This window comes from Mesorhizobium sp. CNPSo 4661, assembly GCF_057784215.1.
This window is the reverse complement of record NZ_JBWGIO010000002.1, coordinates 284,898-310,669: the sequence shown is the minus strand read 5'-3', so window position 1 is coordinate 310,669 and position 25,772 is coordinate 284,898. Positions and strand designations below refer to the sequence as shown.

At 64.6% G+C, this 25,772-nt stretch carries 24 protein-coding genes; 12 read left to right on the top strand and 12 right to left on the bottom strand.

What is annotated here, in order from left to right; genetic code table 11:
* Positions 1-106 precede the first annotated feature (106 nt).
* The 4 genes from AC0YKC_RS03475 to AC0YKC_RS03460 all read left to right on the top strand — a co-directional run bounded on the left by AC0YKC_RS03475 (position 107) and on the right by AC0YKC_RS03460 (position 4,355).
* Entirely contained in the window at positions 107-2,611 is a 2,505-nt protein-coding gene (locus AC0YKC_RS03475) for a heavy metal translocating P-type ATPase (RefSeq protein WP_488510063.1), read from the top strand.
* A 41-nt stretch (positions 2,612-2,652) separates the two neighbouring features.
* The gene (gene copM / locus AC0YKC_RS03470) at positions 2,653-3,042 is read left to right on the top strand and encodes a CopM family metallochaperone (protein ID WP_320294340.1); all 390 of its coding nucleotides are present in this window, start codon (positions 2,653-2,655) and stop codon (positions 3,040-3,042) included.
* A gap of 89 nt (positions 3,043-3,131) precedes the next feature.
* The gene (locus AC0YKC_RS03465) at positions 3,132-3,977 is read left to right on the top strand and encodes an aldo/keto reductase (protein WP_488510059.1); all 846 of its coding nucleotides are present in this window, start codon (positions 3,132-3,134) and stop codon (positions 3,975-3,977) included.
* 147 nt (positions 3,978-4,124) lie between these two features.
* Positions 4,125-4,355, top strand: coding sequence for a hypothetical protein (locus AC0YKC_RS03460; protein ID WP_488510056.1), 231 nt, complete (start codon positions 4,125-4,127; stop codon positions 4,353-4,355).
* On the opposite strand, the gene AC0YKC_RS03455 is transcribed toward AC0YKC_RS03460, so the two are convergent.
* The 3 genes from AC0YKC_RS03455 to mutS form a co-directional block, all read right to left on the bottom strand.
* The gene (locus tag AC0YKC_RS03455) at positions 4,302-4,871 is read right to left on the bottom strand and encodes a TetR/AcrR family transcriptional regulator (protein WP_488510054.1); all 570 of its coding nucleotides are present in this window, start codon (positions 4,869-4,871) and stop codon (positions 4,302-4,304) included. The genes AC0YKC_RS03460 and AC0YKC_RS03455 overlap by 54 nt on opposite strands.
* A gap of 66 nt (positions 4,872-4,937) precedes the next feature.
* Positions 4,938-5,402, bottom strand: coding sequence for a nuclear transport factor 2 family protein (locus tag AC0YKC_RS03450; protein ID WP_488510052.1), 465 nt, complete (start codon positions 5,400-5,402; stop codon positions 4,938-4,940).
* Between the two features lie 83 nt (positions 5,403-5,485).
* On the bottom strand, positions 5,486-8,215 hold the full coding sequence (gene mutS / locus AC0YKC_RS03445) for a DNA mismatch repair protein MutS (protein ID WP_488510312.1): 2,730 nt from the start codon (positions 8,213-8,215) through the stop codon (positions 5,486-5,488).
* A gap of 163 nt (positions 8,216-8,378) precedes the next feature.
* Here mutS and AC0YKC_RS03440 point away from each other — a divergent pair, with 163 nt between their 5' ends.
* Together AC0YKC_RS03440 and AC0YKC_RS03435 are read left to right on the top strand one after the other, a co-directional pair.
* On the top strand, positions 8,379-9,560 hold the full coding sequence (locus AC0YKC_RS03440) for a glycosyltransferase (protein ID WP_488510049.1): 1,182 nt from the start codon (positions 8,379-8,381) through the stop codon (positions 9,558-9,560).
* Positions 9,561-9,660: 100 nt separating this feature from the next.
* Positions 9,661-11,940 (top strand): NADP-dependent malic enzyme, encoded by a 2,280-nt coding sequence (locus AC0YKC_RS03435; protein ID WP_488510047.1) that lies wholly within the window; start codon positions 9,661-9,663, stop codon positions 11,938-11,940.
* Positions 11,941-12,020: 80 nt separating this feature from the next.
* On the opposite strand, the gene AC0YKC_RS03430 is transcribed toward AC0YKC_RS03435, so the two are convergent.
* From AC0YKC_RS03430 to AC0YKC_RS03420, 3 genes are all read right to left on the bottom strand, one after another.
* The gene (locus AC0YKC_RS03430) at positions 12,021-13,142 is read right to left on the bottom strand and encodes a porin (RefSeq protein ID WP_320294348.1); all 1,122 of its coding nucleotides are present in this window, start codon (positions 13,140-13,142) and stop codon (positions 12,021-12,023) included.
* A gap of 368 nt (positions 13,143-13,510) precedes the next feature.
* Positions 13,511-14,221: an antitoxin Xre/MbcA/ParS-like domain-containing protein gene (locus tag AC0YKC_RS03425; protein ID WP_488510043.1), complete on the bottom strand. Its 711-nt coding sequence runs from the start codon at positions 14,219-14,221 to the stop codon at positions 13,511-13,513.
* 363 nt (positions 14,222-14,584) lie between these two features.
* The gene (locus AC0YKC_RS03420) at positions 14,585-15,577 is read right to left on the bottom strand and encodes an adenosine kinase (RefSeq protein ID WP_320294350.1); all 993 of its coding nucleotides are present in this window, start codon (positions 15,575-15,577) and stop codon (positions 14,585-14,587) included.
* 347 nt (positions 15,578-15,924) lie between these two features.
* On the opposite strand from AC0YKC_RS03420, the gene AC0YKC_RS03415 reads away from it, so the two are divergent.
* On the top strand, positions 15,925-16,833 hold the full coding sequence (locus tag AC0YKC_RS03415; RefSeq protein WP_488510038.1) for a DMT family transporter: 909 nt from the start codon (positions 15,925-15,927) through the stop codon (positions 16,831-16,833).
* A 65-nt stretch (positions 16,834-16,898) separates the two neighbouring features.
* Positions 16,899-17,594, top strand: a complete 696-nt coding sequence (locus AC0YKC_RS03410) for a sulfate transporter family protein (RefSeq protein ID WP_488510036.1) — start codon at positions 16,899-16,901, stop codon at positions 17,592-17,594.
* Here the strand turns inward: AC0YKC_RS03410 and AC0YKC_RS03405 are convergent.
* The 5 genes from AC0YKC_RS03405 to AC0YKC_RS03385 all read right to left on the bottom strand — a co-directional run bounded on the left by AC0YKC_RS03405 (position 17,591) and on the right by AC0YKC_RS03385 (position 21,343).
* Complete coding sequence (locus AC0YKC_RS03405; protein ID WP_434725038.1) at positions 17,591-18,400, bottom strand: isocitrate lyase/PEP mutase family protein; 810 nt, start codon at positions 18,398-18,400, stop codon at positions 17,591-17,593. The genes AC0YKC_RS03410 and AC0YKC_RS03405 overlap by 4 nt on opposite strands.
* A gap of 80 nt (positions 18,401-18,480) precedes the next feature.
* The gene (locus tag AC0YKC_RS03400) at positions 18,481-19,335 is read right to left on the bottom strand and encodes a hypothetical protein (RefSeq protein ID WP_488510034.1); all 855 of its coding nucleotides are present in this window, start codon (positions 19,333-19,335) and stop codon (positions 18,481-18,483) included.
* A 63-nt stretch (positions 19,336-19,398) separates the two neighbouring features.
* Positions 19,399-20,058, bottom strand: coding sequence for an HAD family hydrolase (locus tag AC0YKC_RS03395; protein ID WP_488510032.1), 660 nt, complete (start codon positions 20,056-20,058; stop codon positions 19,399-19,401).
* Positions 20,058-20,543, bottom strand: a complete 486-nt coding sequence (gene dut / locus AC0YKC_RS03390) for a dUTP diphosphatase (protein ID WP_320294356.1) — start codon at positions 20,541-20,543, stop codon at positions 20,058-20,060. Before dut ends, AC0YKC_RS03395 begins: the two co-directional genes overlap by 1 nt.
* A gap of 329 nt (positions 20,544-20,872) precedes the next feature.
* The gene (locus tag AC0YKC_RS03385) at positions 20,873-21,343 is read right to left on the bottom strand and encodes an Lrp/AsnC family transcriptional regulator (protein WP_488510028.1); all 471 of its coding nucleotides are present in this window, start codon (positions 21,341-21,343) and stop codon (positions 20,873-20,875) included.
* A 115-nt stretch (positions 21,344-21,458) separates the two neighbouring features.
* Here AC0YKC_RS03385 and AC0YKC_RS03380 point away from each other — a divergent pair, with 115 nt between their 5' ends.
* The 3 genes from AC0YKC_RS03380 to AC0YKC_RS03370 all read left to right on the top strand — a co-directional run bounded on the left by AC0YKC_RS03380 (position 21,459) and on the right by AC0YKC_RS03370 (position 24,008).
* Complete coding sequence (locus AC0YKC_RS03380) at positions 21,459-21,713, top strand: DUF6356 family protein (RefSeq protein WP_320294473.1); 255 nt, start codon at positions 21,459-21,461, stop codon at positions 21,711-21,713.
* 15 nt (positions 21,714-21,728) lie between these two features.
* Positions 21,729-22,526: a class II glutamine amidotransferase gene (locus tag AC0YKC_RS03375; protein WP_488510024.1), complete on the top strand. Its 798-nt coding sequence runs from the start codon at positions 21,729-21,731 to the stop codon at positions 22,524-22,526.
* A gap of 108 nt (positions 22,527-22,634) precedes the next feature.
* Positions 22,635-24,008, top strand: coding sequence for an amidase (locus AC0YKC_RS03370; RefSeq protein WP_488510022.1), 1,374 nt, complete (start codon positions 22,635-22,637; stop codon positions 24,006-24,008).
* On the opposite strand, the gene AC0YKC_RS03365 is transcribed toward AC0YKC_RS03370, so the two are convergent.
* Positions 24,002-25,069 carry an NAD(P)/FAD-dependent oxidoreductase gene (locus tag AC0YKC_RS03365; protein ID WP_488510020.1) on the bottom strand — a complete coding sequence of 356 codons (1,068 nt, stop codon included), beginning with the start codon at positions 25,067-25,069 and terminating at the stop codon, positions 24,002-24,004. The two genes, AC0YKC_RS03370 and AC0YKC_RS03365, sit on opposite strands and share 7 nt — an antisense overlap.
* 111 nt (positions 25,070-25,180) lie before the next feature.
* Here AC0YKC_RS03365 and AC0YKC_RS03360 point away from each other — a divergent pair, with 111 nt between their 5' ends.
* The gene (locus AC0YKC_RS03360; RefSeq protein ID WP_488510018.1) at positions 25,181-25,768 is read left to right on the top strand and encodes a TetR/AcrR family transcriptional regulator; all 588 of its coding nucleotides are present in this window, start codon (positions 25,181-25,183) and stop codon (positions 25,766-25,768) included.
* Positions 25,769-25,772: the final 4 nt, after the last annotated feature.

Here is a 25,772-nt window from a genome sequence, read left to right as displayed (position 1 = left end):
ATGCGGGGCCGGATGGCGAAAACCGGAAAAATCCAGACCGCCCCTTGACCTTCCAGTTACTGGAAGCACTACCTCGGCCTCAAGTTCGAAATTCAGAGGCTTGGCCATGACCCATTCAGATCATCACCACCATCATGCGCATGGCGGGGGCTGCTGCTCCGCGAAGGATGCCGCGCCCGCCGCCGAAGCGGTGATTCGCGATCCTGTCTGCGGCATGACGGTCGATCCCGCGGCCGGCAAACCGACGGCCGAGCATGGCGGCCGGACGTTTCATTTCTGCAGCGATCGCTGCCACACGAAATTCCAGGCCGAGCCGGAAGCATATCTTTCCGCCACCGACCCCGTCTGCGGCATGAGCGTCGACCGTGCGAGCGCGAAGCACTTCGTTCGCCACGAAGGTCAGGGCTTCTACTTCTGCTCCGCCGGCTGCAAGGGCAAGTTCGAGGCCGAGCCGGCAAAGTATCTAGCCGGCCGGCCCGAGCCGCAGCCGATGCCGAAGGGCACGCAATACACCTGCCCGATGCATCCCGAGATCGTCCGCGACAAGCCCGGTTCCTGCCCGATTTGCGGCATGGCGCTGGAACCGATGGGCGTGCCGACAGGCGAGGAAGGCCCGAATCCCGAGCTCGTCGATTTCACGCGCCGCTTCTGGGTCAGCGCGGCGCTCTCCGTGCCGCTCCTGGTCATCGCAATGGCGCCGATGCTGGGCTTCAGCTTCGAAAACCTCATCGACGGCCGCACCAAGACCTGGGTGGAGCTGGCGCTGGCCAGCCCGGTGGTGTTGTGGGCGTCGTTTCCGTTCTTCCATCGCGGCTGGGAATCGATCCTCAACCGCAGCCCCAACATGTGGACGCTGATCTCGCTGGGTGTGGGTGCAGCCTATCTCTTCAGCCTCGTCGCGACATTGTTCCCGGAGGTCTTCCCGCACCAATTCCGCGGTCATGACGGCGCCGTGCCGGTCTATTTCGAGGCCGCCGCCGTCATCGTGGCGCTGGTCTTCCTCGGTCAGGTGCTGGAACTCAGAGCCCGCGAGCGGACCGGCTCGGCCATTCGCGCGTTGCTCGACCTTGCGCCGAAGACGGCGCGGCTGATCGGCGCCGACGGCTCCGAGAACGACGTGCCGCTCGACAGCGTCAAGACCGGAGACAAGTTGCGCATCCGCCCCGGCGATGCCGTGCCGGTCGACGGCACCGTGCTGGAGGGACGCTCGGCGATCGACGAATCCATGATCACCGGCGAACCGCTGCCGGTCGAAAAGACCGAAGGCGACGCGCTCACCGGTGGCACGCTGAACAAGAACGGCTCGCTGGTCATGCGAGCCGAGAAGGTTGGCGCCGAGACCACGCTGTCGCGCATCGTCGAGATGGTCGCCAAGGCGCAGCGCTCGCGCGCGCCGATCCAGGGGCTGGCCGACCGCGTGTCCTTCTATTTCGTTCCGGCCGTCGTGCTGGTGGCGATCATCGCCTTCATCGCCTGGGCGGTGTTGGGCCCGCAGCCCAGCCTGATCTTCGCCATCGTCTCGGCTGTGTCGGTGCTGATCATCGCCTGTCCCTGCGCGCTTGGGCTTGCCACACCGATGTCGATCATGACGGCGACCGGGCGCGGCGCGCATGCCGGCGTGCTGATCAAGGAAGCGGCGGCGCTGGAGCGTTTTGCCTCCGTCGACACGTTGATCGTCGACAAGACCGGCACGCTGACCGAGGGTAAGCCGCAGCTTACCGATGTCGTCGCGGCCGGCGGCATCGATGAGAACGAGCTGCTCGGCCTCGCCGCCGCGCTCGAAAAGGGTTCCGAGCATCCGCTGGCCGAGGCGATCGTCGAGGGCGCCGCCGCGCGCGGCCTGAAGCTGGCCGACGCGGTCGATTTCGAAGCCGTCACCGGCAAGGGCGTCTCGGGCACCGTTTCAGGCAGGAAGGTCGCGCTCGGCAATGCGGCGATGATGGTGGATATCGGCGTCGGGACGTCGGGGGCCGATACCGAGGCGCTGCAGGCCGAAGGCAAGACGGCCATGTTCGTGGCCGTCGACGGCGGACTCGCCGGCATCGTCGCCGTGGCCGATCCCGTCAAGGCAACGACGGCCGAGGCGATCAAGGCCCTGCACGACAAGGGCCTGCGCATCATCATGGCCACTGGCGACAACGAGCGCACGGCAAAGGCGATCGCCGGCAAGCTCGGCATCGACGAGGTCCGCGCCGGATTGCTGCCGGACGAGAAGGGCGCGCTGGTCGAGGAACTGCGTGCCAAGGGCGCCGCCGTCGCCATGGCCGGCGACGGCGTCAACGACGCGCCTGCACTGGCCGGCGCCGATGTCGGCATCGCCATGGGCACCGGCGCCGATGTCGCGGTCGAAAGCGCCGGCATCACGCTGGTCAAGGGCGACCTCAACGGCATCGTGAGGGCGCGTACATTGGCCCAGGCGACGATACGCAACATCCGCCAGAACCTGTTCTTCGCCTTCCTCTACAACGTGCTCGGCGTGCCGGTCGCGGCCGGCGTGCTCTACCCGCTGACCGGCACGCTGCTGTCGCCGATGCTGGCGGCGGCGGCGATGAGCCTGTCGTCGGTGTCGGTCATCACCAACGCCTTGCGGTTGAGAACATTGAAACTCTGAGCAAAGCCCCCAGATACGCTATCCAACAGAAGGAGACCTGAATGACCTTGGCCAAGAAAATCGTGCTGCTTTTGATGGCGGCTGGAATGCTGCTTGCCGTCTTCCTCGAAAGCGTGCCGGCTTCGTCGGAAGAGATGAAGCATGACATGTCCAAGATGGCGATGGGCGCCCAGAGCCCGGCCACCGTCGGCTACGAGGCGGCGATGAAGAAGATGCACAAGGACATGATGATCAAATACACCGGCAATGCCGATGTCGACTTTGTCCGCGGCATGATCCCGCATCACCAGGGTGCCATCGACATGGCCAAGGTCGTGATCGCCAACGGCAAGGATCCGGAAATCCGCAAGCTCGCCGAAGGCGTCGTCACGGCACAGGAAGCCGAGATCAAGGAAATGAAAGACTGGCTCGCCAAGCATCCGGCGAAATAGCCGCTGCGGGAAATCCGGACAGCCGCGCGGTTTCGGTCTGGATTCCCGACTTTGGCTGTGCTGCGATCCAGCTTCACGTGGAGGAAGCGATGCCCTCGTCGATCAGAACCCTGAAGCTGCCGTCCGGCGAAACCGTTCCGGTTCTCGGCCAAGGCACTTGGAAGATGGGCGAGGACCGGCGGCGGCGCGCCGACGAGGTCGCGGCGCTGAAGCTCGGGCTCGATCTCGGCATCACGCTCATCGACACGGCTGAAATGTATGCCAGCGGCGGCGCCGAGGAGGTGGTCGCCGAGGCCATCGCCGGGCGCCGAGACGAGACGTTCGTGGTCTCCAAGGTGCTGCCCTCCAACGCCTCGCGCGCCGGCGTGAAACGCGCCTGCGAAAACAGCCTGAAGCGGCTCGCCACCGACCGCATCGATCTTTATCTGCTGCATTGGCCGGGCAGCGTGCCGCTGTCGGAAACAGTGGAGGCGTTCGAGGCGCTGAAGGCCGAAGGCAAGATACGCCACTGGGGCGTCAGCAATTTCGACACCGACGAGATGGAGGATCTGGTCGGCCTGCGAAACGGCGGCAATGTCCAGACCAATCAGGTGCTCTACAATCTGTCGCGGCGTGGTCCCGACTTCGATCTGGCCCCGTGGTGCGCGGAGCGCGGCATACCGCTGATGGCCTATTCGCCGGTCGAGCAGGGCGCGCTGGCGCGCAACGCCAGGCTGGAAGTCGTCGCTGCCCGGCACAACACCACCGCCGCGCAGATCGCGCTTGCCTGGGTGATGGCGCAGGATGGCGTCATCGCCATTCCGAAGGCCGGTCGCCAGGAGCATGTTCGCCAGAACGCCGCCGCGCTCGACATCGAGCTGACAGCGCAGGATTTCGCCGATCTCGACCGCGCCTTCCCGCCGCCGACGCGTAAGCGCGGGCTGGAGATGATCTAGAGCAATTCCAGGAAAAGTGTGAGAGCGATTTTCCGTCCGGAATTGCGTAAAAACAAGGAGATAGTGCGTTTCACCGTTTCCGTGAAACGGTGAAACGCACTAGCCGAAAACCTCAGTCCGGATTTGCGGCCGAACGGAAGGCAAGCGGTGGAACGAGTTTCAGACGGGTCTCTTCACGCGACCTACAAAGTCGGCGACATCAAGGTCACCTCGCTGCGCGACGGTTATGTCGACATGCCGGTCCGGCGGCTGCGCCAGCCAGGAGACAAGCCTTTCGGCGACGATCTCCTCTCGCAGGTGCCGCTCTTCGACGGCGCGCCGGTGCTACATCTTGGCCGGCAGGCCAAGTCGCATGCGCAGCCGCCGCAATGCCCTTGAAAACACATCGAGGTCATTGGCGGCGCGGGCAAGCGTGAGCGCGCCCTGGATGGCGGCGACGGCTTCCTCGGCCAGTTCGCTGGCCTCGCCCGGCCGGTGCCCGGATCGCTCCAGCGCATCGGCGAGATGTGTGACCCAGCGGCCGAAATAGTCCCTTATCTGGCCGGCGAAGAGGTCGCGCGATTCATCCAGCGCGAAGGCGCCGATCAGGCAGACCCGACGCCCCGAGCGGAAATAGCTGTCCGTCGCCGCGAGCATCTGTTCGATCCCGGCCAGCGGATCGGCGCTGTCGCGCAGGGTCGCGAAGACATTGTCCTCGAACCAGCCGTCGATATGGGCGATGACGGCTCTCGCCATCTCTTCCTTGCCGCCGGGAAAGAAGTGGTAGAGGCTTCCCTTGCCGAGCCCCGTCGCCTCGCCGATCAAGGCCAGGCTGGCGCCTTCGTAGCCATGCTCGCGAAAAACCTCGGCGACGACCGCCAGCAACCGGTCGCGGTCGGGCGCGATCCGACGCATGCTTAGTATTCTCGTTTGAGCATGATCTTTTCCAAAAACCCGCTACACACTTTTTGGGATCATGCTCTAGAGCCCGAGTTCCGAGAGGCCGGGATGGTCGTCCGGCCGGCGGCCGAGCGGCCAATGATACTTCCGCTCGCTTTCGGTGATCGGCAGGTCGTTGATGCTCGCCACGCGCCGGCGCATCAGGCCTGCCTCGTCGAATTCCCAGTTCTCGTTGCCGTAGGAGCGGAACCAATGCCCGCTGTCGTCGCGCCATTCATAGGCGAAGCGTACCGCGATGCGATTTTCGTTCCAGGTCCAGACCTCCTTGATCAGGCGATAGTCCAGCTCGCGCGCCCATTTGCGCTTGAGGAAGTCGACGATCTCGCCGCGGCCCGAGATGAATTCGGCCCGGTTCCGCCAGATGCTGTCCTCGGTATAGGCGAGCGAAACCCGCTCCGGGTCGCGGCTGTTCCAGGCGTCTTCGGCAAGGCGCGCTTTTTGCGCTGCCGTCTCGGCCGTGAAGGGCGGCAAGGGCGGACGGCTCATGAAGATCTCCTGTCGGCTTCGGCGACAACATTGTACCGATTGGTACAATGAGTCAATGGCCGCAGTGACCGGCGAGATAGCTGTTATTGCTTTGTCGCCAGCCCCTTCAGCCGGTAGAGCGCCTCCAGCGCCTCGCGCGGCGTCATCTCGTCGGGATTGATCGCGCCGAGCGCATCGCCCAGCGCGTCGTTCTTGACCGGCTTCGACGCTTCGCGCTTCACCGCCACCGAAAACAGCGGCAGGTCGTCGACGAGGCGGTTGGTCTTGCCCGAGACTTCGCCCTCTTCCAGCTGATGGAGAACTTCCCTCGCGCGGGCGACGACCGCCTCGGGCAGGCCGGCCAGCCGCGCCACCTGCACGCCGTAGGACCGGTCGGCGGCTCCCTTGCCGACCTCGTGCAGGAAGACGACGTCGCCTTCCCACTCCTTGACCCGCATGGTGACGTTGTGAAGCCGGGGCAATTTCCCGGCCAACGCCGTCATCTCATGGAAATGTGTGGCGAAGACTGCCCGGCAGCGGTTCTTCTCATGCAGATATTCGACCGCCGCCCAGGCGATCGACAACCCGTCGAAAGTCGCGGTGCCGCGGCCGATCTCATCGAGTATGACCAGCGCCCGCTCGCCCGCCTGGTTGAGGATCGCCGCCGTCTCCACCATCTCGACCATGAAGGTCGAGCGGCCGCGCGCCAGATCGTCCGAGGCGCCGACGCGCGAGAACAACCGGTCGACGACGCCGATATGGGCGCTTTGCGCCGGCACGAAGGAGCCGGTCTGGGCAAGGATGGCGATCAGCGCATTTTGCCTGAGAAACGTCGATTTACCGCCCATATTGGGGCCGGTAAGCAGCCAGATCGCGCCGGCCTTGGCGCCGCCTTCGGGCGACAGGTCGCAATCATTGGCAACGAACGGCCCTTCGCCGGACCGCCTGAGCGCCTGTTCGACCACCGGGTGGCGCCCGCCGGCAATGTCGAAGGCGAGGCTCGAATCCACCAGTGGCCGGCACCAGCCCTCGCTTTCGGACAGCAATGCCAGCGCCGATGAAACATCCAGAGCCGAAAGCGCGTCGGCGCCGGCGCGGATCCGTTCGGCCTCACCCACCACTTCCGCCGTCAGCCGGTCGAAGGCGGCGAGTTCGATGCCGAGCGCCCGGTCGGCGGCGTTGGCGATCTTCGATTCCAGCTCCGCCAGTTCGGTCGTGGTGAAGCGCATGGCGTTGGCCATGGTCTGGCGATGGATGAAGCGCGCCTTGGCGGCGTCGCTGCCGGTCATGATCGAGTGGTGGTTGGCGGTGACCTCGATGTAGTAGCCCAGCACATTGTTGTGCCTGATCTTCAGCGAGCGGATGCCGGTCTCCTCGATCAGCGAGCGCTCCAGCCCGGCGATCACTTTTCGCGATTCGTCGCGCAGCGCCCGCATCTCGTCGAGCTCGGCATTGTAGCTCGACCGCACGAAGCCGCCGTCGCGCTTGATCAGCGGCAGCTCGTCGTCGAGCGCTTCGCTGAGGTGGCGGGCGAGCGCCTCGGGCAAGGCTCGGATTGCGGCAAGCGCGGCGGCGAGCTCGGCGGGCAGGGCCGCCGCCGCGAACAATTCGGCGATCGCGCCCGCCGCTTCAAAGCCGGCGCGCAGCGCGCCGAGATCACGCGGCCCGCCGCGGTTGAGCGCCAGCCGGGACAGCGCCCTCGGCATGTCGGCGACGCCTTTCAGGCTCGCCCGCAACCCTTGGCAAAGCCGCGTCTCGGAGCGGAAGAAGGAGACCGAATCCAGCCTCGCGGAAATCGCGGCCGGATCGGTCAGCGGCGCCATCAGCCGGTCGGCCAGCAATCGCGCGCCGCCGCCGGTCACGGTGCGGTCGATCGCCTTGAACAGCGAGCCGTCGCGGCTGCCGGACAGCGTGCGCAGCAATTCCAGATTGGCGCGTGTCGCCGGGTCGATGAACAGCGTCGAGCCCTGCTCCTCGCGCTCGGGGCGCGACAGCGGCGGCCGCTCGGCCTTCTGCGTCTTCTCGACATAGGCGATGGCGCCGGAGATCGCCGACAGCTCGGCGCGCGAAAACGTGCCGAAACTGTCCGGCGTCGCCACCTCGAAGAAGCGGGCGATGCGGCTTGTGGCCGAAGCCGAATCGAACAGCGAAGGCGGCTGCGGGCTGGCGACCCGGCCCAGCACGTCGAAGACCGGCCTGAGCTCAGGATCGTGGAAAACCGGCTCGGCGACGATCAGCTCGCGCGGGTCGACGCGGAAGATGTCGGCAAGCAGCCGCTCGGCGCTCGTTTCGGCAACGCGGAAGGCGCCGGTCGAAATGTCGATCCAGGCCAGCGCGAAGCCGGCCTGGCTGGTCGCGGCGCCGCCGCCTTTCACGCGACCGAGCGCCATCAGGAAGCTCGATTCCGAAGGCGCGAGCAGCTTGTCCTCGGTGATGGTGCCCGGCGTGACCAGCCGCACCACGTCGCGCCGCACCACCGATTTGGAGCCGCGTTTCTTGGCTTCGGCCGGGTCCTCGATCTGCTCGCAGACGGCAACGCGAAAGCCCTGCGCGATCAGCTTCTGCAGATAGTCGTCCGCCGCATGCACCGGCACGCCGCACATCGGTATGTCATGGCCCTGGTGCTTGCCCCGCTTGGTCAAAACGATGCCCAGCGCCTGGCTTGCCTTCTCCGCGTCGTCGAAGAACAGCTCGTAGAAATCGCCCATGCGGTAGAACAAAAGCGAATCCGGGTTCGCCGCCTTGATCTCGATGAATTGCTCCATCATCGGCGTGACTCCGCCCGTGGCGGGCGCAGGCGTCGTCGTCTCCTGGGCGTCGGTATCCGTCGGCATATGCATGTTCATGCCCGAACGCTAGCAGAAGTGGCAGCCCGGTTTAATGCCGGCGGCGCGAAAAGCAGGGGAAGACCGGCGGCGGCCTGCCGTGACGGGCCGGTTGCGCCGGGCCAGCCTGGCACTCTATGGTTCCCGAGGGGAAAGTGCGGCGGGGACTTTGGTGGATCAGGACAAGCAGGAGACTTTCGATGAGATGGTCGGCCCGGTCGGCTCGACCGCCGAGCGCCTCTGGCTGCTGGCAACGCGGCGCGCCCATCGAACGGCGAACAAGCTGAGGGTTTCGGCGCGCAAGCGCTTTCCCTATATCCTGCCGGCGCGCGGTCCCTTGTCCGATCTCGACGGCGGCATCGAGATGTCGGCGCACATATTCAGCCGCGACCCGCTGGTGCTGTATATCCCGGTGGGCGGACCCCGTCCGCTGCATCCGCTGGCGGCCGTCGGTCGGCGCCTTGCCGCGCGTCGCGCCACCTTCCTGCTGATGCCGATGTGGACGATGGAGAGGCCGGCCATCGTCGCCCAGATGGGCCGCGATCTCGCCTGGTATGCGGCGCGCTTTCCTCGTCATGAGGTCATCTTCCTCTGCAACAACGAGGCGGAGCGTCGGCTCATCGTCGGCGTCGGCGGCAATGCCATGTTCTCCAATCACAATTTGATGATATCGGAAGATATTTTCCGGCCGCTGCCGGATGTGCCGGTCGTATTCGATGCCGTCTACAATGGCCGCATCTCGCCGGTGAAACGCCATTATCTCGCCTTCGAGATCGACCGGCTGGTTCACGTCACCTATTCGATCGGCGAATTGACGCCGCCGGCCGCCCGCGCCTTCATTCGCCGCCTCCAGGCACAATCGCCACGCCATCGCATCGCCAATCCGATCGTGGACGGTCTGCCTGGCCGGTTGACCTCCGCCGAGGTCAACCTTGTCTACAACCAGGCCGCCGTCGGCCTTTGCCTGTCCGCCGCCGAAGGGGCGATGTATTCCAGCATGGAATATCTGATGGCCGGGCTGCCGATCGTCAGCACGCCGAGCCTCGGCGGGCGCGACGTCTATTTCGATCCGGACTATTGCCTGATCGTCGAGCCGGAGCCGACGGCCATTCGCCGCGCCGTCGACCGGCTTCGCGATCGCGCCATACCGCGCGAGGAAATCCGCGGCAGGACACTGGAAAAGGTTCGCGCCCAGCGGCTGGAACTCACCGCGTTCCTGTCGGCGCTTCTGCGGCGCAAGGGCAGCAGCGCTCCCCCGCTGGAGAAATGGCCGTTCTCCGGCACCGAGGGCTTGATGCGCTGGGCCACGGTGCGGGAAATTGCCGCGCTCGTCAGCGAGCCGGACCGCGCCTGACCGCTTGGCCGTTTACAGCGCTGCCGTGTAGCCTTAATCCGAAGAGACATAACACGCACCTGCCTCAAGGGTGCGCGAAGGCGAGGAAACCAAAAGCATCATGGCCAGGAAAACCGAAAGCAGCGGCCCCTCCGTCAGTCCCGAGGAGGCGCTGGAATTCCACGCCATGGGACGGCCCGGGAAGCTGGAGATCGTCGCCACCAAGCCGATGGCGACGCAACGCGATCTGAGCCTTGCCTATTCGCCGGGCGTCGCCGTTCCCGTGCGCGCCATCGCCGAGGATCCGAGCCGCGCTTTCGACTATACGGTGCGCGGCAATATGGTCGCCGTCATCTCCAACGGCACCGCAATCCTCGGCCTCGGCAATCTCGGCGCGCTGGCCTCCAAGCCGGTGATGGAAGGCAAGGCGGTGCTGTTCAAGCGTTTCGCCGACGTCGATTCGATCGACCTTGAAGTCGATACCGAGGATGCCGACGAGTTCGTCAATTGCGTGCGCTTCCTTGGCCCCTCCTTCGGTGGCATCAATCTCGAGGACATCAAGGCGCCGGAATGCTTCATCATCGAGCAGCGGCTGCGCGAGTTGATGGACATCCCCGTCTTTCATGACGACCAGCACGGCACCGCCATCATCTCGGCCGCAGGGCTGATCAACGCCCTGGAGGTCACCGGTCGCGACATGAAGACCACGAAGATGGTCTGCAACGGCGCGGGCGCCGCCGGCATCGCCTGCATCGAGCTGATGAAGGCGATGGGCTTTTCGCCGGAAAACATCACCCTGTGCGACACCAAGGGCGTGGTCTTCCAGGGCCGCACCGAAGGCATGAACCAGTGGAAGTCGGCGCATGCGGTCAAGACCGAGGCGCGCAACCTGGCCGAGGCGCTGGACGGCGCCGACGTCTTTCTCGGCCTCTCCGCCAAGGGAGCGCTTACCCCCGCCATGGTGCAGTCGATGGCGAAGAATCCGATCATCTTCGCCATGGCCAATCCCGATCCCGAGATCGCGCCGGAGGAAGTGGCCGAGATCCGCACTGACGCCATCATGGCCACCGGCCGCTCGGACTACCCCAACCAGGTCAACAATGTGCTTGGCTTCCCCTATATATTTCGCGGCGCGCTGGATGTGCGCGCCACCACCATCAACGACGAGATGAAGATCGCCGCCGCCAGGGCGCTGGCCGAGCTGGCGCGCCAGGACGTGCCGGACGACGTCGCCGCCGCCTATCAGGGCAACCGGCCGAAATTCGGCCCCAACTACATCATCCCGGTGCCGTTCGATCCGCGCCTGATCTCGGCGATCCCGCTGGCGGTGGCGAAGGCGGCGATGGAATCCGGCGTCGCCCGCAAGCCGATCCTCGACCTCGACCGCTACGCGCAGGAACTGTCGGCCCGCCGCGATCCGATCGCCTCGACCCTGCAGCGCATTTATGACCGCGTGCGCCGCCAGCCCAAGCGCATCGTCTTTGCCGAGGGCGAGGAGGAGCAGGTGATGCGTGCCGCCGTCTCCTATGTGAACCAGAAGCTCGGCACGGCGATCCTGCTCGGCCGCGACGATGTCATCAAGGACAATGCCCGCAATGCCGGCATCGACCTCAACAAGCCGGGGCTGGAGATCATCAACGCCAGGCTGTCGCGCCGCAACGGCATCTACACCGACTATCTCTACGAGCGCATGCAGCGGAAGGGTTTCCTGTTCCGCGATTGCCAGCGCCTGATCAACAACGACCGCAACCATTTCGCCGCCTGCATGGTGGCGCTGGGCGATGCCGACGGCATCGTCACGGGTGTGACCCGCAACTATTCGACGGCGCTCGACGACGTGCGCCGCATCATCGACGCCAAGCCCGGCCACCGCGTCATCGGCGTGTCGATCGTGCTCGCGCGTGGCCGCACCGTGATGGTCGCCGACACCGCCGTGCACGACATGCCGAACGCCGAGCAGATCGCCGACATCGCCGAGGAGGCGGCAGGCTTTGCCCGCCGCATGGGTTATGAGCCGAGAATCGCGATGTTGGCGTATTCCACCTTCGGCCATCCGCAGGGTGAACGCTCCGAGCGCGTGCAGGAGGCGGTGCGCATCCTCGACAAGCGCCGCGTCGATTTCGAGTATGACGGCGAGATGGCGGCCGACGTGGCGCTCAACCCGCGCGCCATGGCGCAGTATCCCTTCATCCGGCTGACCGGCCCGGCCAATGTGCTGGTGATGCCAGCGTTCCACTCGGCTTCGATCTCGACCAAGATGCTGCAGGAGCTCGGCGGCTCGACCGTCATCGGCCCGCTGCTGGTCGGCCTCAACAAGCCGGTCCAGATCGTGTCGTTGAACGCCAAGGACTCGGATATCGTCAACATGGCGGCGATCGCGGCCTATACGGCGGGGAACTAAGGCGCGCCGGCTTTCGCCGATCCAAAAGCAAAGGGCCCGCGGCATCGCCGCGGGCCCTTTCTTTAGGTTTGAAGGCCAGATCAGAAATTGCGCTGGAAGCGGACGATGCCGCCGACGCTGTTCTTCTTGTCCGCCTTTGCGAAGTTAAAATCGCCGGCTTCGCCAAACTTGCCGTCGTGGGCATAGTCAACTTCGGTTGTGATCGTGAAGCCGGGAACGATCGTATAAGCAACGTTTGCCGCGACAGCGACGTTCTTGGCATCGTCGGCCGAAACCTGGAGGTTGAAAGCGGTCTTTGCGTTGAACTTATAGGTGCCACCACCCCAGACAGCCCAGTTGCCGCCCCACGGTTTGTAGAAGCCGCGACCATGCGCGTTAAGAGCATTGGTGGGGTCGTTGAGATTGTCGTCGGTGCCATAGCCGCCCATGATGAACAGCGACAGTTCCTTGGTGACGTTGACGTCCAGGCGAACCTTGCCGGCCACTTCTTCGTAAGCGCTGTCATAGGCAACGACGCCGGTAATCGCACCCCAGTCGCCCTTGTACTTCAGGCCGCCGACGACATGCGGAACATAGCTGTCGATCGTACCGTGAATGCCCTTGTCGTCCGCGCCTTCTTCAAGCGAAACAACGCCCGAGAAGCCACTGCCCGCGTCGAAGTAGTAGCTGACGACATTGGTGTCCTTGATGCCGTACGGGATGATGGTGTCCTGTACAACACTGCCGGCATAGCCGATGAACTGGTCGTAAGGTGTCTCGTCCTTGCCGACGCGCAGGCCGCCGAGTTGGATCCACGCGAAGTTCAGCGACGTGGTCGTCGGCCCGCCGTTCGGGAAGTTGAAGCGCGTCTCGGTATAAGTCTTCAACGTGCCGAGCTCGGTTTCCTGGCCGGTCCAGGTCTTCAGCGCGAAGCGGGCGTTCTTCTTCCAGCTGTTCTGCGAGTCGCCGTCCAGAACGTCGGTGGTCTTGCGGCCGTCCATCGAGCCGACATCGCCGAAGCCGGCGTCGTAGCGGATATAGCCGCCGATGCGCAGGCAGGTCTCGGTGCCGGGGATGTAGAAATAGCCAGCGCCATAGACGTCGCAGATCTTCACGTATTCGGCCGGTTCCGGCTCGGCGACGGTCACCGCGTCGGCGGCACGGGCGCCCGAAACTGCGATCAGGGCCGCAGCGGAGCCGAGTAGAAGGCTCTTGATGTTCATTTTCTTGAATCTCCAGTCAAAGGTTCAAGACAGGCCTGGCATGCCGTTCGGCGTTTGCCACCCCCGTCCCCATCTTGAAAAAGTGCGCGCACCGGCGCCGCTTCTTCGCCTTGGACATGGCTTAATCGGTCGTCACGTACAACAGAGATTGTGTCGTAAAGGCGACTTTTCGAATCTTGTGAAGTTCTTGTTGCCCAAATATCACGTCATATATTTGTAAAAATGGGACAGATTGCACAATCTATACAATCGAAACGCGCAGAAAGACATGGGAATGTGCCAAATGTGCCAATATTACAGTTTTATGACGAAAGGTTTGCCGGATAAATTTCTAAAGGAGCGGGCGAACGTAGAAAAAAGGCTCCGGGTCAGGATAGGCCGCGGGCGGCGCGTACCACGTGCTCGACCATGTCATCCCTCAACATCTCGATGGGGACGCGACCATCCAATTCAGGCGCGGCCCGGCTCAACCAAAACCAGGCGAGCCTCGGATTGGTGATCGCCGAAAGCACCTCGCTGATCCCTGGGACCGGCCTGCCGTCGATGAACTGTGCCAATGGGAAGACATGCTTGCGGCCGCCCTTGCGCAGGGCAACGACCTCGCCGCGTCGTTGCCAGCGATGCAGCGTGGAGCGCGGGATGCGGAGCTTCTCTTCCAGATAGGTCGAGCCGGCGACCTCGCCGGCCCAATCCTCGATCAGCATCGATTGCAGGTCCGCGGCCCGCTCGGCGAGTGGCTGGGCTGTCGGCCCCCCTGTCTGCGATCTCGGCGGCGAGCGCTCGAAGGCGCGGTCGGATATGGCCGAACCGTCGCTCGCAACCTTGTCCGTCACCGCACGAAGAAAGTCGGAGGCAAGGTCGGTCCACTCACCCTTGAAGGACCCGATGGCAAGGCGCTGCGCCGGCGGCAGGAAGGGGAGGGCGGCAGCCACATGGCCGGCGATGTTGCTTGCCGACGTCAGCGCCTCGGCGTCCAGCATGACGCCATGCTGCATCAGCGCCTGTTGCACGGCTTCGGCTATAAGGCCTGCCAGTGCCTCTTGTGAAATCCCCTCGGACGGGTTCTGGAATCTGGTCATGAATCTGTCTTGCGGCCCACGCTCCTCCCCAGGCGGCGGCGATTGCTGAAATTCTATAGCGGAAAGTAAAATACGCGACGGCAGCGGACGCCATGGCCCTGCAGCTTGCTGGCTTGCATCTTCACACCCCTGGTTTGGCGTGCCGAAATGTCAGTCACGAAACGCCTTATCTTGCATCTTAGAAGTCCAACGTGACAGGTCCGCGACAGCCGGCCTTGTTTGGAGACTGCCGGCGATGACGCAACGGCATCCTTCACGGGAAGGGTGACTCCGCTCTATCCTTTTGTTTCGATATGCTTTTCAGCCGAAAGGCCACCGCAACGGCGCCGAGCCAGACCGTAGGCCGGTGTTCCTGCAATCGCCCTAGAGAAGCCCGACCTGCTCGGCCTCGCGACGCAGATTCTGGCGCGGGCGCGGGCCGATCTGCTGGATCACCAGCCCGGCCGACAGCGAGCCGAGGTCGCCGCATTCCTTGAGGCTGCGTCCGGTCGTGTAGCCGTAGAGGAAGCCGGCGGCATAGAGGTCGCCGGCACCGGTCGTGTCGACCAGTTCCTTGATCTTCGTCGCCTGGATGGTGACGGTCTCGTCGCCGCGCACGATGACCGAGCCTTTTTCCGAACGGGTGACGGCGGCTATTCTGCAATCCTTGCGGATGGCGGCGAGCGCCTCCTCGAAGGAGGCGGTCTGGTAGAGCGACTTGATCTCGTGGCTGTTGGCAAAGACGATGTCGACGGTGCCCGAACGCATCAGCTCGAGAAACTCGTCGCGGTAGCGGTCGACGCAGAAGGAATCCGACAGCGTCATCGACACTTCGCGGCCTGCCGCGTGCGCCAGCTTGGCGGTCTGCCGGATTGCCTCCTTGGCGCGCGGCGGATCCCACAGATAACCCTCGAAATAGGTCACCTTGGCGCCGGCGGCCTTGTCGGCCTCGACATCCTCGGGGCCAAGCTCGACACAGGCGCCGAGATAGGTGTTCATCGAACGCTCGCCGTCGGGCGTGACGAAGATCATCGAGCGCGCGGTCGGCGGTTCGCCCGCGAGCGGCCTGGTGTCGAAGGCAACGCCCTGAGCGTGAATGTCGTGGATGTAGATGTCGCCCAGCGCGTCGTTCGACACCTTGCCGAAGAAGGCTGCCCGTCCGCCGAGACTGGCGACGCCTGCCGCCGTGTTGCCGGCGCTGCCGCCGGAAGCCTCGATCGCCGGTCCCATGCGGCTGTAGAGCAACTCTGCACGCCTGGCGTCGATGAGGTTCATCGCGCCCTTTATGATGCCGTTGGTCTCGAGAAAAGCCTCGTCGCACTGAGCGATGATGTCGACAATGGCATTGCCGATGCAAAGCACGTCATATTCCGGCATCAAAATCTCCGCCAAGCACTACCCGGCTATCTGGCATGCCGGCCGGGCGCGGGTCTAGCGACTTGGCACTGTTTTGCCTACCCCGAAAATCGCCATTGTCTTCCGTGGCGCCGACCGCCGCATCGATTGTTCGCCGGCTGCGGCAGCGTTCGCATCGAACTGGCCCATATCGACCACCAACTTCGCCGCTATGGTTTCACGGCGATCGAAACATTTCCGCGCCGCCATCGGCTAGAAGCAATTCCAGGAAAAGTGCGTAGCGGTTGGGCTCGGCGCCTTCGCCGTACGCTTCCGTCCGGAGTTGCGTAAGAACAAAGCGGATCGTTCCCGCAACAGAAGGCGCAGAAATGTCCGAGAAGACTGAAATACCCACCGACCTGGCGCTGCTTGGCGTCCTGGCGGTGCTGTGGGGCGCTTCCTACACCTTCATCAAGATCGGCGTGGAGACGATCCCGCCCGTGACCTTCATCGCCGCCCGGACGCTGATCGCCGGAGCTGTTCTCCTCACCATCATCCGCTGGCGCGGCCTCGCCATGCCCGCCGACGCGGCGACATGGCGCCGGTTCGCCTTCCAGGCCTGCCTCAACAGCGTCGTGCCGTTCACGCTGATCGCCGCCGCCGAGCGCTCGGTCGATGCCGGTCTTGCCACCATCCTCAACTCGACATCGCCGATCTTCACCTTCCTGCTGACGGCATTGATCACGCGCCATGAGCCCGTCACGGCGCGCAAGCTTGTCGGTGTCGGTGTCGGCGCCGGCATTGTCGGCATCTGTCTCATCATCGGCACGCAGGCGCTTGGCGGACTTGGCCATGAGTCGTGGGCGCAGCTTGCGATCGTCATTGCGACGATCTCCTATGCCGGAGCGGCGATCTTCGGCCGCGGCTTCAAGGGCCTCGACCCGATGATACCCGCCGCGGGTTCGATGCTCTGCGGCGCCGTGATGCTTGTGCCGCTCAGCCTGATCGTCGACCGGCCCTGGACGCTCGCGCCGTCGACGGCATCGATCCTGGCCCTGCTCGGCCTGTCGATCTTTTCGACGGCGCTGGCCTTCGTCATCTATTTCCGCCTGATCCACACGCTGGGCTCGGTCGGCACCACTTCGCAGGCCTATCTGCGCGTGCCGATCGGCGTCGGCATCGGCGCCGTCTTCCTCGGCGAAAGCCTGGGGCCCGCCGCCTGGCTCGGCATGGCCTTCGTCGTCGCCGGCGTCGCGGCCATGACGATTCCGGCCAGGCAGGCCAGGCTCGCCCAATAGTTGCGCGAGGGATCGAGCCCGCCTATCTGCGAAGCGTCGTTTCTCGATGAGAGCCTGGACCTGCCGTGATCCTAGACGCCGCCCGCGCCGCCGCCAGCCGGCTGTTCTCGCCTGAATTCCGCTCCGTCTTCCTGAAGACGCTGGGGCTGACGCTGCTTACCCTGGTGGCGCTCTGGCTTGGCCTCGAGAGCCTGCTCGAATGGCTGGCCTGGCCTTGGCTGCAAACGCTGCTGCCGGGCTTGCCGTCCTGGGCCGGATGGCTGGGCGGCATCATCGCCGGCATCGTTCTGGCCGTGGGCCTGGCCTTGCTCATCGCGCCGGTGACGGCGATCGTCGCCGGTCTCTTCCTCGACGATATTGCCGAAGTGGTCGAGCGTACCGACTATCCCAACGATCCGCCCGGCCGCCCAGTGCCGGCGCTGCATTCGCTTGTGCTGGCGATCAAATTCTTCGGTGTGGTGGTCTTCGGCAACATCGTCGCGCTGCTCTTGTTTCTGGTGCCGGGCATCAACATCGCTGCCTTCTTCATCGTCAACGGCTATCTGCTCGGCCGCGAATTCTTCGAGTTCGCCGCCATGCGTTTTCGCCCCGAACCCGAGGCCAAGGCGTTGCGCCGCAAATATGCCGGCACGGTGTTCCTGGCCGGGCTGGTCATTGCCCTGTTCCTCGCCGTGCCGCTGCTCAACCTGCTGACGCCGCTTTTCGCGGCTGCCATGATGGTGCATCTGCACAAGGCGGTTTCCGCCCGGGAGCCGGTCTAGCCCTGCTCCTTGTCCTCCCGGAACAGCGCCTGCAGCTTGCCGAACGGCATCGCCGCGCGGGTGAAGCCGAACGTGCCGTCCTGCTGGATTTCGCGCGCCGCCGTCTCCAGCATGCCATAGGCGAAATTGGTCAGCCACGGTCCAAGCGAAATGCGCTTGACGCCGGCCATGGCAAGGTCGGCGATGGTGAAACCGGGCCGCGCCATCACATTGACCGGCCGGCTCACCGACGAGCAGATCGTGCGAACCATTTCGACGTCGCCGATGCCCGGCGCATAGAGCACGTCGGCGCCGGCTTTCTCGAAGGCCTGCAGCCGCTTGATAGTGTCGTCGAGGTCGCTCTTGCCCCATAGGAAGTTCTCGGCCCGCGCGGTGAAGACGAAATCGTGCTTGAGCGCGCGGGCGGCCTCGACGGCGGCGGCGACGCGCTCGGTCGCCAGCGCGAAATCGTAGATCGGATTGGCGGCGTCGCCGGTGTGGTCCTCGATCGAGCAGCCGGCGAGGCCCGCGGCTTCGGCCGCGAAGATGGTCTCGGCCGCCTGCTCGGGGCTGTCGCCCTTGCCGCGCTCCAGATCGGCCGAAACCGGCAGGTCGGTCGCGGCCGTCACCTCGCGGCAATGATGGATCATGGCGTCGAAGGTCACGGCGCCGTCCGGCAGGCCGCGCGAGAAGGCAAAGCCGGCGCTGGTCGTGGCCAGCGCCTTGAAACCGAAGGATGAAAGAAGCTTGGTCGTGCCGACATCCCAGGGGTTGGGCATGACGAAGGTGGAGGCATGCAGGTCGCGAAAAATCTTGCCCTTGTCCATGGCGGGTCCTCGATCATGAGTGGAGGTCGTGCGGGGAATTTATCGCGGCCGCTCGAACCGGGCAAACGAATGCGTCCGGCTCAGAAGCGTTCGGCGTTTTCTGCTGACAATTTCTCGAAGGCGTCGGAATCCTTGACGTAGCGCGACGCCTTGGCGTCCCAGCGATAGGTAACGGAAATATCGTGCGAGACGGCCTTGGGTGCCGGTTCCTCGCAACTCTCGCCGCTCGGCACGGTGGCGTCGGTCACCGTCGCCTTGATCGCCGCGTAGGGCTTCCCACCGCCGCGCGTTTGGAAAGAAAGATCCTGCGTGCGCTTATAGGCGCAGACATTCTCGTCGAACGTGTTGATCTGGTCGATCGGCTCGAAACGGTCGTTGCGGACCAGGACCAGGATCGTCCCGACATAGCCCTGGTTCGAATTGAAATGCGTGCTCATGGTTATGAGTGCGTTGTCGTCGGCGCTCAAGGCGAGCTTGCCCGGATCGCGAAAATAGGTGCTCCGGTCGGTTCCGACATTGACGGCGTCGAGCAGCTTCGGCTTGCCGGTGAGATCGTAGAGCGCCAGCACGGCAAACCCTTCGGCGCTGTCCTGCGCCTGGCCGAGGTCGAGAAGCATCGTCAGCCGCTCCTTGCCGCCGGCCCTGATGGCAAGCACCGCCGCATTCGGCAGGTTGATCGTTTCGGGCGGCGATCCGCCGTCATCGCCGCCGAGGATGTCGCGCATCTCGATCGGCGCGCTGCCCTTGTAGAAACCGTCATCGCCGGCGTTGAGATCAGGCACGATCATTTTGGCGAGGTCGAAATAGGTAACGTCCTGATGTCCGGGAACGGCGCTGTTCAGCTCCGGAAAACTGACCGCTTGGGCCAGCGCGGCCGTCCACATGAAAGGCAGCAGCAGGCCTGCAAGCGTGAACCGGCGTAATTTGGAAATCATCGACCGCGCCCCTCGGATGCGCTTAGGCTAGCACGTCGTTTAGCGGTGCGCAGCCGGGTGCGGTCAGCGGATAGGCACCAGCCCTGCCAGTTCGCGCATGTCGTCGAACAGGATGCCGTCGGCCGCCTCCAGGCCGTCGCGGTCGGAGAACGGATCGGCGTAATAGGAAAACACCCGCATGCCGGCGGCAATGCCGGCCTGGGTGCCGGCGACGCTGTCCTCGATGACGATGCAGTCGGCCGGCGCGACGCCCATCGTCCTTGCCGCATGCAGGAAGAGGTCCGGGAACGGCTTGCCGCGCGCGACCATGGTCGAGGAGAACATCGCGTGCTCGAACAGCGGCAAAAGCCCTGTCTGCCCAAGCGTGATGTGCATCTTGGAGACCCGCGCCGAAGTGGCGACGCAATAGGCGATGCCGGCTTTGCGCACCGTCTCGATGAACTCGCGCACATGGGGGATAGCCTCGACACCATGCGAGAAAAGGTCCGGCAGGCCGGCATTCCAGCGCTCGACGAAGTCGGCGCCGAGCCTGATCCCGGTCGTCTCTTCGATCTCTTTTTGCACCGAGGCCATGCTGCGGCCGGAGAAGTTCTTGCGGCAATATTCGAATGTGGTGGTAAAACCGGCGGCGGTCAGCCATTCGGCAAGGCGCCTGTTGGCAAGGTTCTCGGTGTCGACCAGGACCCCGTCGCAATCGAAGATAATCAGCTTTGGAACCTGCATTACGCCGTGCCGGTCGACCCGAAGCCGCCTGCGCCGCGAGCCGTGCCGCCCGCCAGCGCTCTTTCCTCGACCGAAACCTGGGTCACGGCCGCGAAGACGATCTGGGCAATGCGCATGCCGCGCGTCACCGCGAAATCCTCGTCGCCGAGATTGATAAGCAGCACCTTCACCTCGCCGCGATAGTCGCTGTCGACGGTGCCGGGCGTGTTGAGGACGGTGAGCCCGTGCTTGAAGGCGAGGCCGGAACGCGGCCTTACCTGTCCTTCCATGCCTTCTGGGATTTCCAGGACAAGCCCGGTCGGCACCAAGGCGCGCTTTCCTGGCAGGATGAGCAGCGGCCGGTCTTCCGGCACCGCGGCACGCAAATCCACGCCCGCGGCGCCGGCGCTCTCATAGGCCGGCAGAGGCAAGCCTTCGCCATGCGGAAGCCTGACGAAACCGACGGTGGGGCCGATGACGGAAGAAGGATAGACAGCGGTGCGCATGAAATCGATCCTATCGGCGCGAGCGGCGATTCGGTCAACTCGCCCGCCATGCTATCAACGGCTTTCTTTCTGGCGTGACTATGACCTGGCCATCTACTTTGGCGATTGGCGAGAAACGCCCATCACGTCGTCATCCACGGGCGGAGCAAGGAGCAAAGCGACGCGCGTAGACCCGAGGATCCATTCCGTGACTTCGACGCACCGCCACGGTGCAGAATTCTGCTCCACTGCGCCCTTCGATCAAGGTAACGGAATGGATCCTCGGGTCTCCGCGCGTCGCTTCGCTCCCGCTCCGCCCGTGGATGACGAAGTTGAGAGGCCTTGGCTACCTACCGCAGTCCCACCGGAACCACGGTCGTCTCCTTGATCTCCTCCATGACGAAGGAGGCCGATACGTCCGACAGCGCCACCTTGGCGATCAGCCGCTGGTAGAGCCGGTCATAGGCCCTCACGTCGGCGACGCGGGCCCTCAGCACATAGTCGAGGTCGCCCGACATGCGGTAGACGCCGGTGATCTCGGCAAAGCCGGTGACCGCGGCGCGGAATTTCTCCAGCCAGTCCGGGTCGTGGTTGGAGGTGCGGATCAGGATGAAGACAGAGAGGCCGAGGCCCAGCTTCTCGGCGTCGACCAGCGCGACGCGGCCTGTGATGACGCCATCTACCTCCAGCCGCTTGACGCGCCGCCAGCAGGCATTGCGCGACAGCGCCACCCGTTCCGACAGCTGGTCGACCGAAAGCGTGCCGTCGCGTTGCAGTTCGGCCAGCAATCTTCGATCGATCTCATCAATTTCTGGTGGCATATTGGGATGAATGTCCCACAAAATAGCAAAAAGCAAGGACGATTTGGGACCGATGAACCAAAGCCTTGTGGCAAGATACTCATCATCGGGACTCATCCCGGCAGGAGGGATCACCATGACGACACGGTTTACGGCGCTCTTCACGTCTCACCCGGAGAAGGTCGGCGAGACCTATTTCGGCCACATGGCCTTCGCCGCCTGGTTCTGTTCGCGCTTGTCGATGGCCGCGGGTGCTGCGCTTGTTCACGCTTTCTTGCCATTTCTGTTCGAAACTACGGCGAGCCGAATCGTTCGCGAGCTCTATGAACGCACGCACAACAGAGGCTCACACGCGGCCAAGGAGCCTCAAGCTCTGATGGATCGCGCCTGATAAAGGTGGAATGCGATGTGCCGGTGGGCGGCCTATCTTGGTGAAGCGGTCTTCCTCGAAGACATCATCACCGCGCCCTGCCACTCACTGATCGCCCAAAGCCACTGCGCGCAGGAAGCCAAGTCGCCGACCAATGGCGATGGCTTCGGCCTTGCCTGGTATGGGGACAGGCCCGAGCCCGGCCTTTACCGCGACATCCTGCCGGCCTGGTCCGATCCCAATCTGAAGAGCCTGTGCCGGCAGATAAAATCCGGCTTGTTTCTGGCCCATGTGCGCGCCTCGACCGGCGGCGCCACCAGCCGCATGAACTGCCATCCCTTCATCTCCGGCCGCTGGTCGTTCATGCATAACGGCCAGATCGGCGGTTTCGAAAAAATCCGCCGCGCGCTGGAAAATTCGCTGTCCGACACGGTCTTCGACCAGCGCGAGGGCACCACGGATTCCGAGCTCTTTTTCCTGCTGATGATCGACGAAGGATTGTCCGGCGATCCGCAGGGCGCGGTGTCGCGGGCGACCAGCCGCGTGATCGAGACGTCGCGCCGGGCCGGTATCGAGCCCTCTTTGAAACTCACCGCCGCGTTCTCGGATGGCGAGGCGCTATACGCCGTGCGCTATGCCACCGACGATCATGCGCCCACGCTCTACACCTCTGTCTTCCGCAACGGCGGCCGCTGCATCGTGTCCGAGCCGTTCGACCGCAACGGCGGCGAGTGGCAGGCGATACCTCCGGCGAGCTTCGTCACCATGACGGGGGGCGGCACCGGCATTCGGCCGTTCGCGCCGGCAGTGGCCTCGCTCGCGTTGGTCGGCTGAACCGCAATTTCGATCAAGCGGCGCCGTCTTGCCGATGCTGAACTTGGCTTGAAGCCGTCGCACGATCCTCCATTTTGGTAGCGAGTGGCCGAAGCCGGAGCATTCGCCATGGACCTTGTCTTCTCTTCGATCGCCGAAATCGCCACAGCGATCGCGGCGCGCAGAATATCGGCAGTCGAGGCGCTCGATACGCATCTGGCGCAGATCGACCGGCACAACGAGGCGCTGAATGCCGTCGTCATCCTCGATCGGGAGGGAGCACACCAACGGGCCAGGCAAGCCGATGCGGCGCAGGCTCGCGGTGACACGCTCGGGCCGCTGCATGGCGTGCCTTTCACCCTGAAGGACGCGCACGAGACGGCGGGCGTGAGGACAACCGCCGGTTTTCCGCCTTTCGCCGACCATACGGCCAGGCAGGACAGTCCGGTCGTCGCGCGATTGAAGGCAGCCGGCGCCATCCTGGTCGGCAAAACGAACGTCGCCACGATGCTGGGCGACTGGCAGTCGGACAATCCGCTCTTCGGTCACACAGGCAACCCCTGGGACCTGTCGCGCACCGCAGGCGGCTCCAGCGGCGGTGCCGCGGCGGCGGTCGCGGCGGGGATGACGCCTTTCGAGGTCGGCACCGACATGCAGGATTCAATCCGCCTGCCCGTCGCCTTCTGCGGCGTCTATGGCCTGAAGCCGACCGAGCATCGCGTCTCGCTCGCCGGAGCTTTTCCCGATCCGGACGGTGCGCCACGCAGCGTCCGGCTGATGTCTTGCGTCGGCCCGCTGGCGCGCAGCGCCGAGGATCTGGCGCTGATTTATCGCATCATCGCCGGGCCGGACGGAGCGGACACTGATTTGCCGCCGGTTTCCGTAGAGATGATGCCGAAGCTCGATCTGAAATCTCTTCGCATTGCCTTTGCTGACGCTTTCCCCGGATTTCCGGTTGCCTCCGAAATCAGCGCGGCGGTGAAGAGGCTGGCCAAGCAACTCGCGTCCGCTGGAGCGAAAGTCGAGGAAGCAAGATTGCCGAAGCTCGATTTGCATGACGACCTCGCCGAGGGTGGCAAGTTGATCGGCATGATGCTTGAGGCCGCGCAGCCGGAGCCGCCCGAACAACCGACACCGGTGTCGCACTGGTTTGCTGCGCTCGCCCGCCGGGATCGGTCTATCCTGGCCTGGGAGCGCTTCTTCGAAGGTTGCGACGCTTTGCTGTGTCCCGTCGCCATGTCGACCGCCTTCCCGCATTGCAAGCCGGGAAGCCCGCTCAAGATCGACGGCAAGGACGAGAGCTACTGGATGCTGCCCGCCTATGGCGCAGTGTTCAATTATTCGGGCCATCCCTCAGTCGCGATACCCCGCGGGCAGGACAGCAATGGCTTGCCGATCGGTTTGCAACTGGTCGGCCGCCACTGGTCGGAAGCGCGGCTGCTTGGCATTGCGGCGGCGATCGCGCCGCTCACCGGCGGCTTCCGCCGGCCGCCGGGCTACTGAGCGAAGCGCGACAAGGCGTAAGGCGCAAGCAGCGCATCGCGCTCGCCGTCGAGAATTTCGCGGGCGGCGAACAATCCGATAGCCGGCGCCAGCGTGATGCCCGAATGCGTGACGGCGATATAGAGACCGCCGACGCCATCGGCTCGGCTGACGATTGGAAAGCCGTCGACAGGGGTGGGGCGGTAGCCGACTGTATGGAAGTCGAACTCCAGTCCATCCGCGCCGTGGAGCATCGCCTTCATCCCCGCGAACAGCTCGCGCGCAGTGCCCTCCGGGCTGTCGCCCGGGTCGCCGCCACCGAAATCCGAGCCGGCGATGATCCGGCCCTCCGCAGTCTGCCGCATATGCAGCCTTTCGGCCAGCACCAGGCCGTTGAGCAGCTTCTTGTAGGGGCGCGAATGCACGATCAGGCCCGGCGGCGTCTCGATCGGCACCGTGACGCCGGCCGTCGCGGCGATCGCCGGAGCACCGGCGCCCGCTGCAATCACCACCTCGTCGGCGGAGATGCTCGCGCCCGAAACGACGACGCCCGTGACCTTGCCGTTGACCAGCGCCAAGGCATCGACGGTCTCCGTGACGATCCGCGCGCCGCGCAGTTCGGCATCGGCCAGCAGTGCCGCCGCGGTCGCAACCGGCTCGGCCACGCCTTCCTCGGCGATATGGAGGGCGAAATCGGGAAGCTCTGTAAGGTTGGGCTCAATGCGCGCCGCCTGTTCGCGGTCGACGCGCTCGATGCCGTAGCCCCAGGACGAATGCTCGGCCGCATAGGCTTCGAGCCTGTCCGCCGGCAGGTCCCAGCACAGGCCGCCACACCAGGTGAGCGGCAGTTCCGGCAGATCGGTGGCCAATCGCTTCCATTCGGCCAGCGCGCGGATGCGCAGCCGGAAATAGGTTTCCGGGTTACCCCAACTGGCATTGATCCAGGCGAAGGAATTGGGTGTGGCGACACCGCCGGCGCCACTCTCGGAAACGACCGTCACCCGCGCGCCGGCCTTCGTCAGATGCCAGGCGATCGAAGCGCCGATGATGCCGGCGCCGATGACGATGATTTCTTTCGCCACGTTGTTCTCCATTCTCTTCCCGGTGAGGTCTTCCACCTGCCATTTGCGGGAGCTTTTGCCAACGCAAACTTCTGCGCTTGACACAAATACGTACGTACGTATTATATCGCCATGGCTAGACAATCACTCCGCGAAAACCTTCTCCAGGCCGGCTTCCAGACCATCTGGAATTCCGGCTACACCGCAGCCGGCGTCCGCGACATCGTAGCCGCGGCCGGCGCCCGTCCGGGCTCATTCACCAACCATTTCGCCTCCAAGGAAGACTTCGCCGGCGAGGTGCTGGAACGCTACTTCGCCTATGTCAGCGGCTTGGTGGGAAGCGCGCTGGCGCGTGACGGCACGCCGCCCGTCGGCAGGCTGCGCCGCTATCTCGACGTCATCACCTCGAAGCTCGAGGCGCATGACTGGGCGCGCGGCTGCATGATCGGCAATCTCAGCCTGGAAACGGCCGTCCACAGCGAACCGCTCCGGCTCAGGCTGGTCGACATTTTCGAGCGCTGGCGCCGGCCCTTCGCGGCCTGCATCGCGGAGGGTCAGGCGGCCGGCGAGATCACCACGGCCTTCGATGCCGAGGACCTTGCCGATTTCCTGCTGTCGTCCTGGCAGGGCGCCATGCTGCGCATGAAGGTCGAGCGCAGCCCGGAACCGCTCGAGCGGTTCAAGAAAATCATCTTCAGCACTGTGTTCGGAAGGGAGTGATACG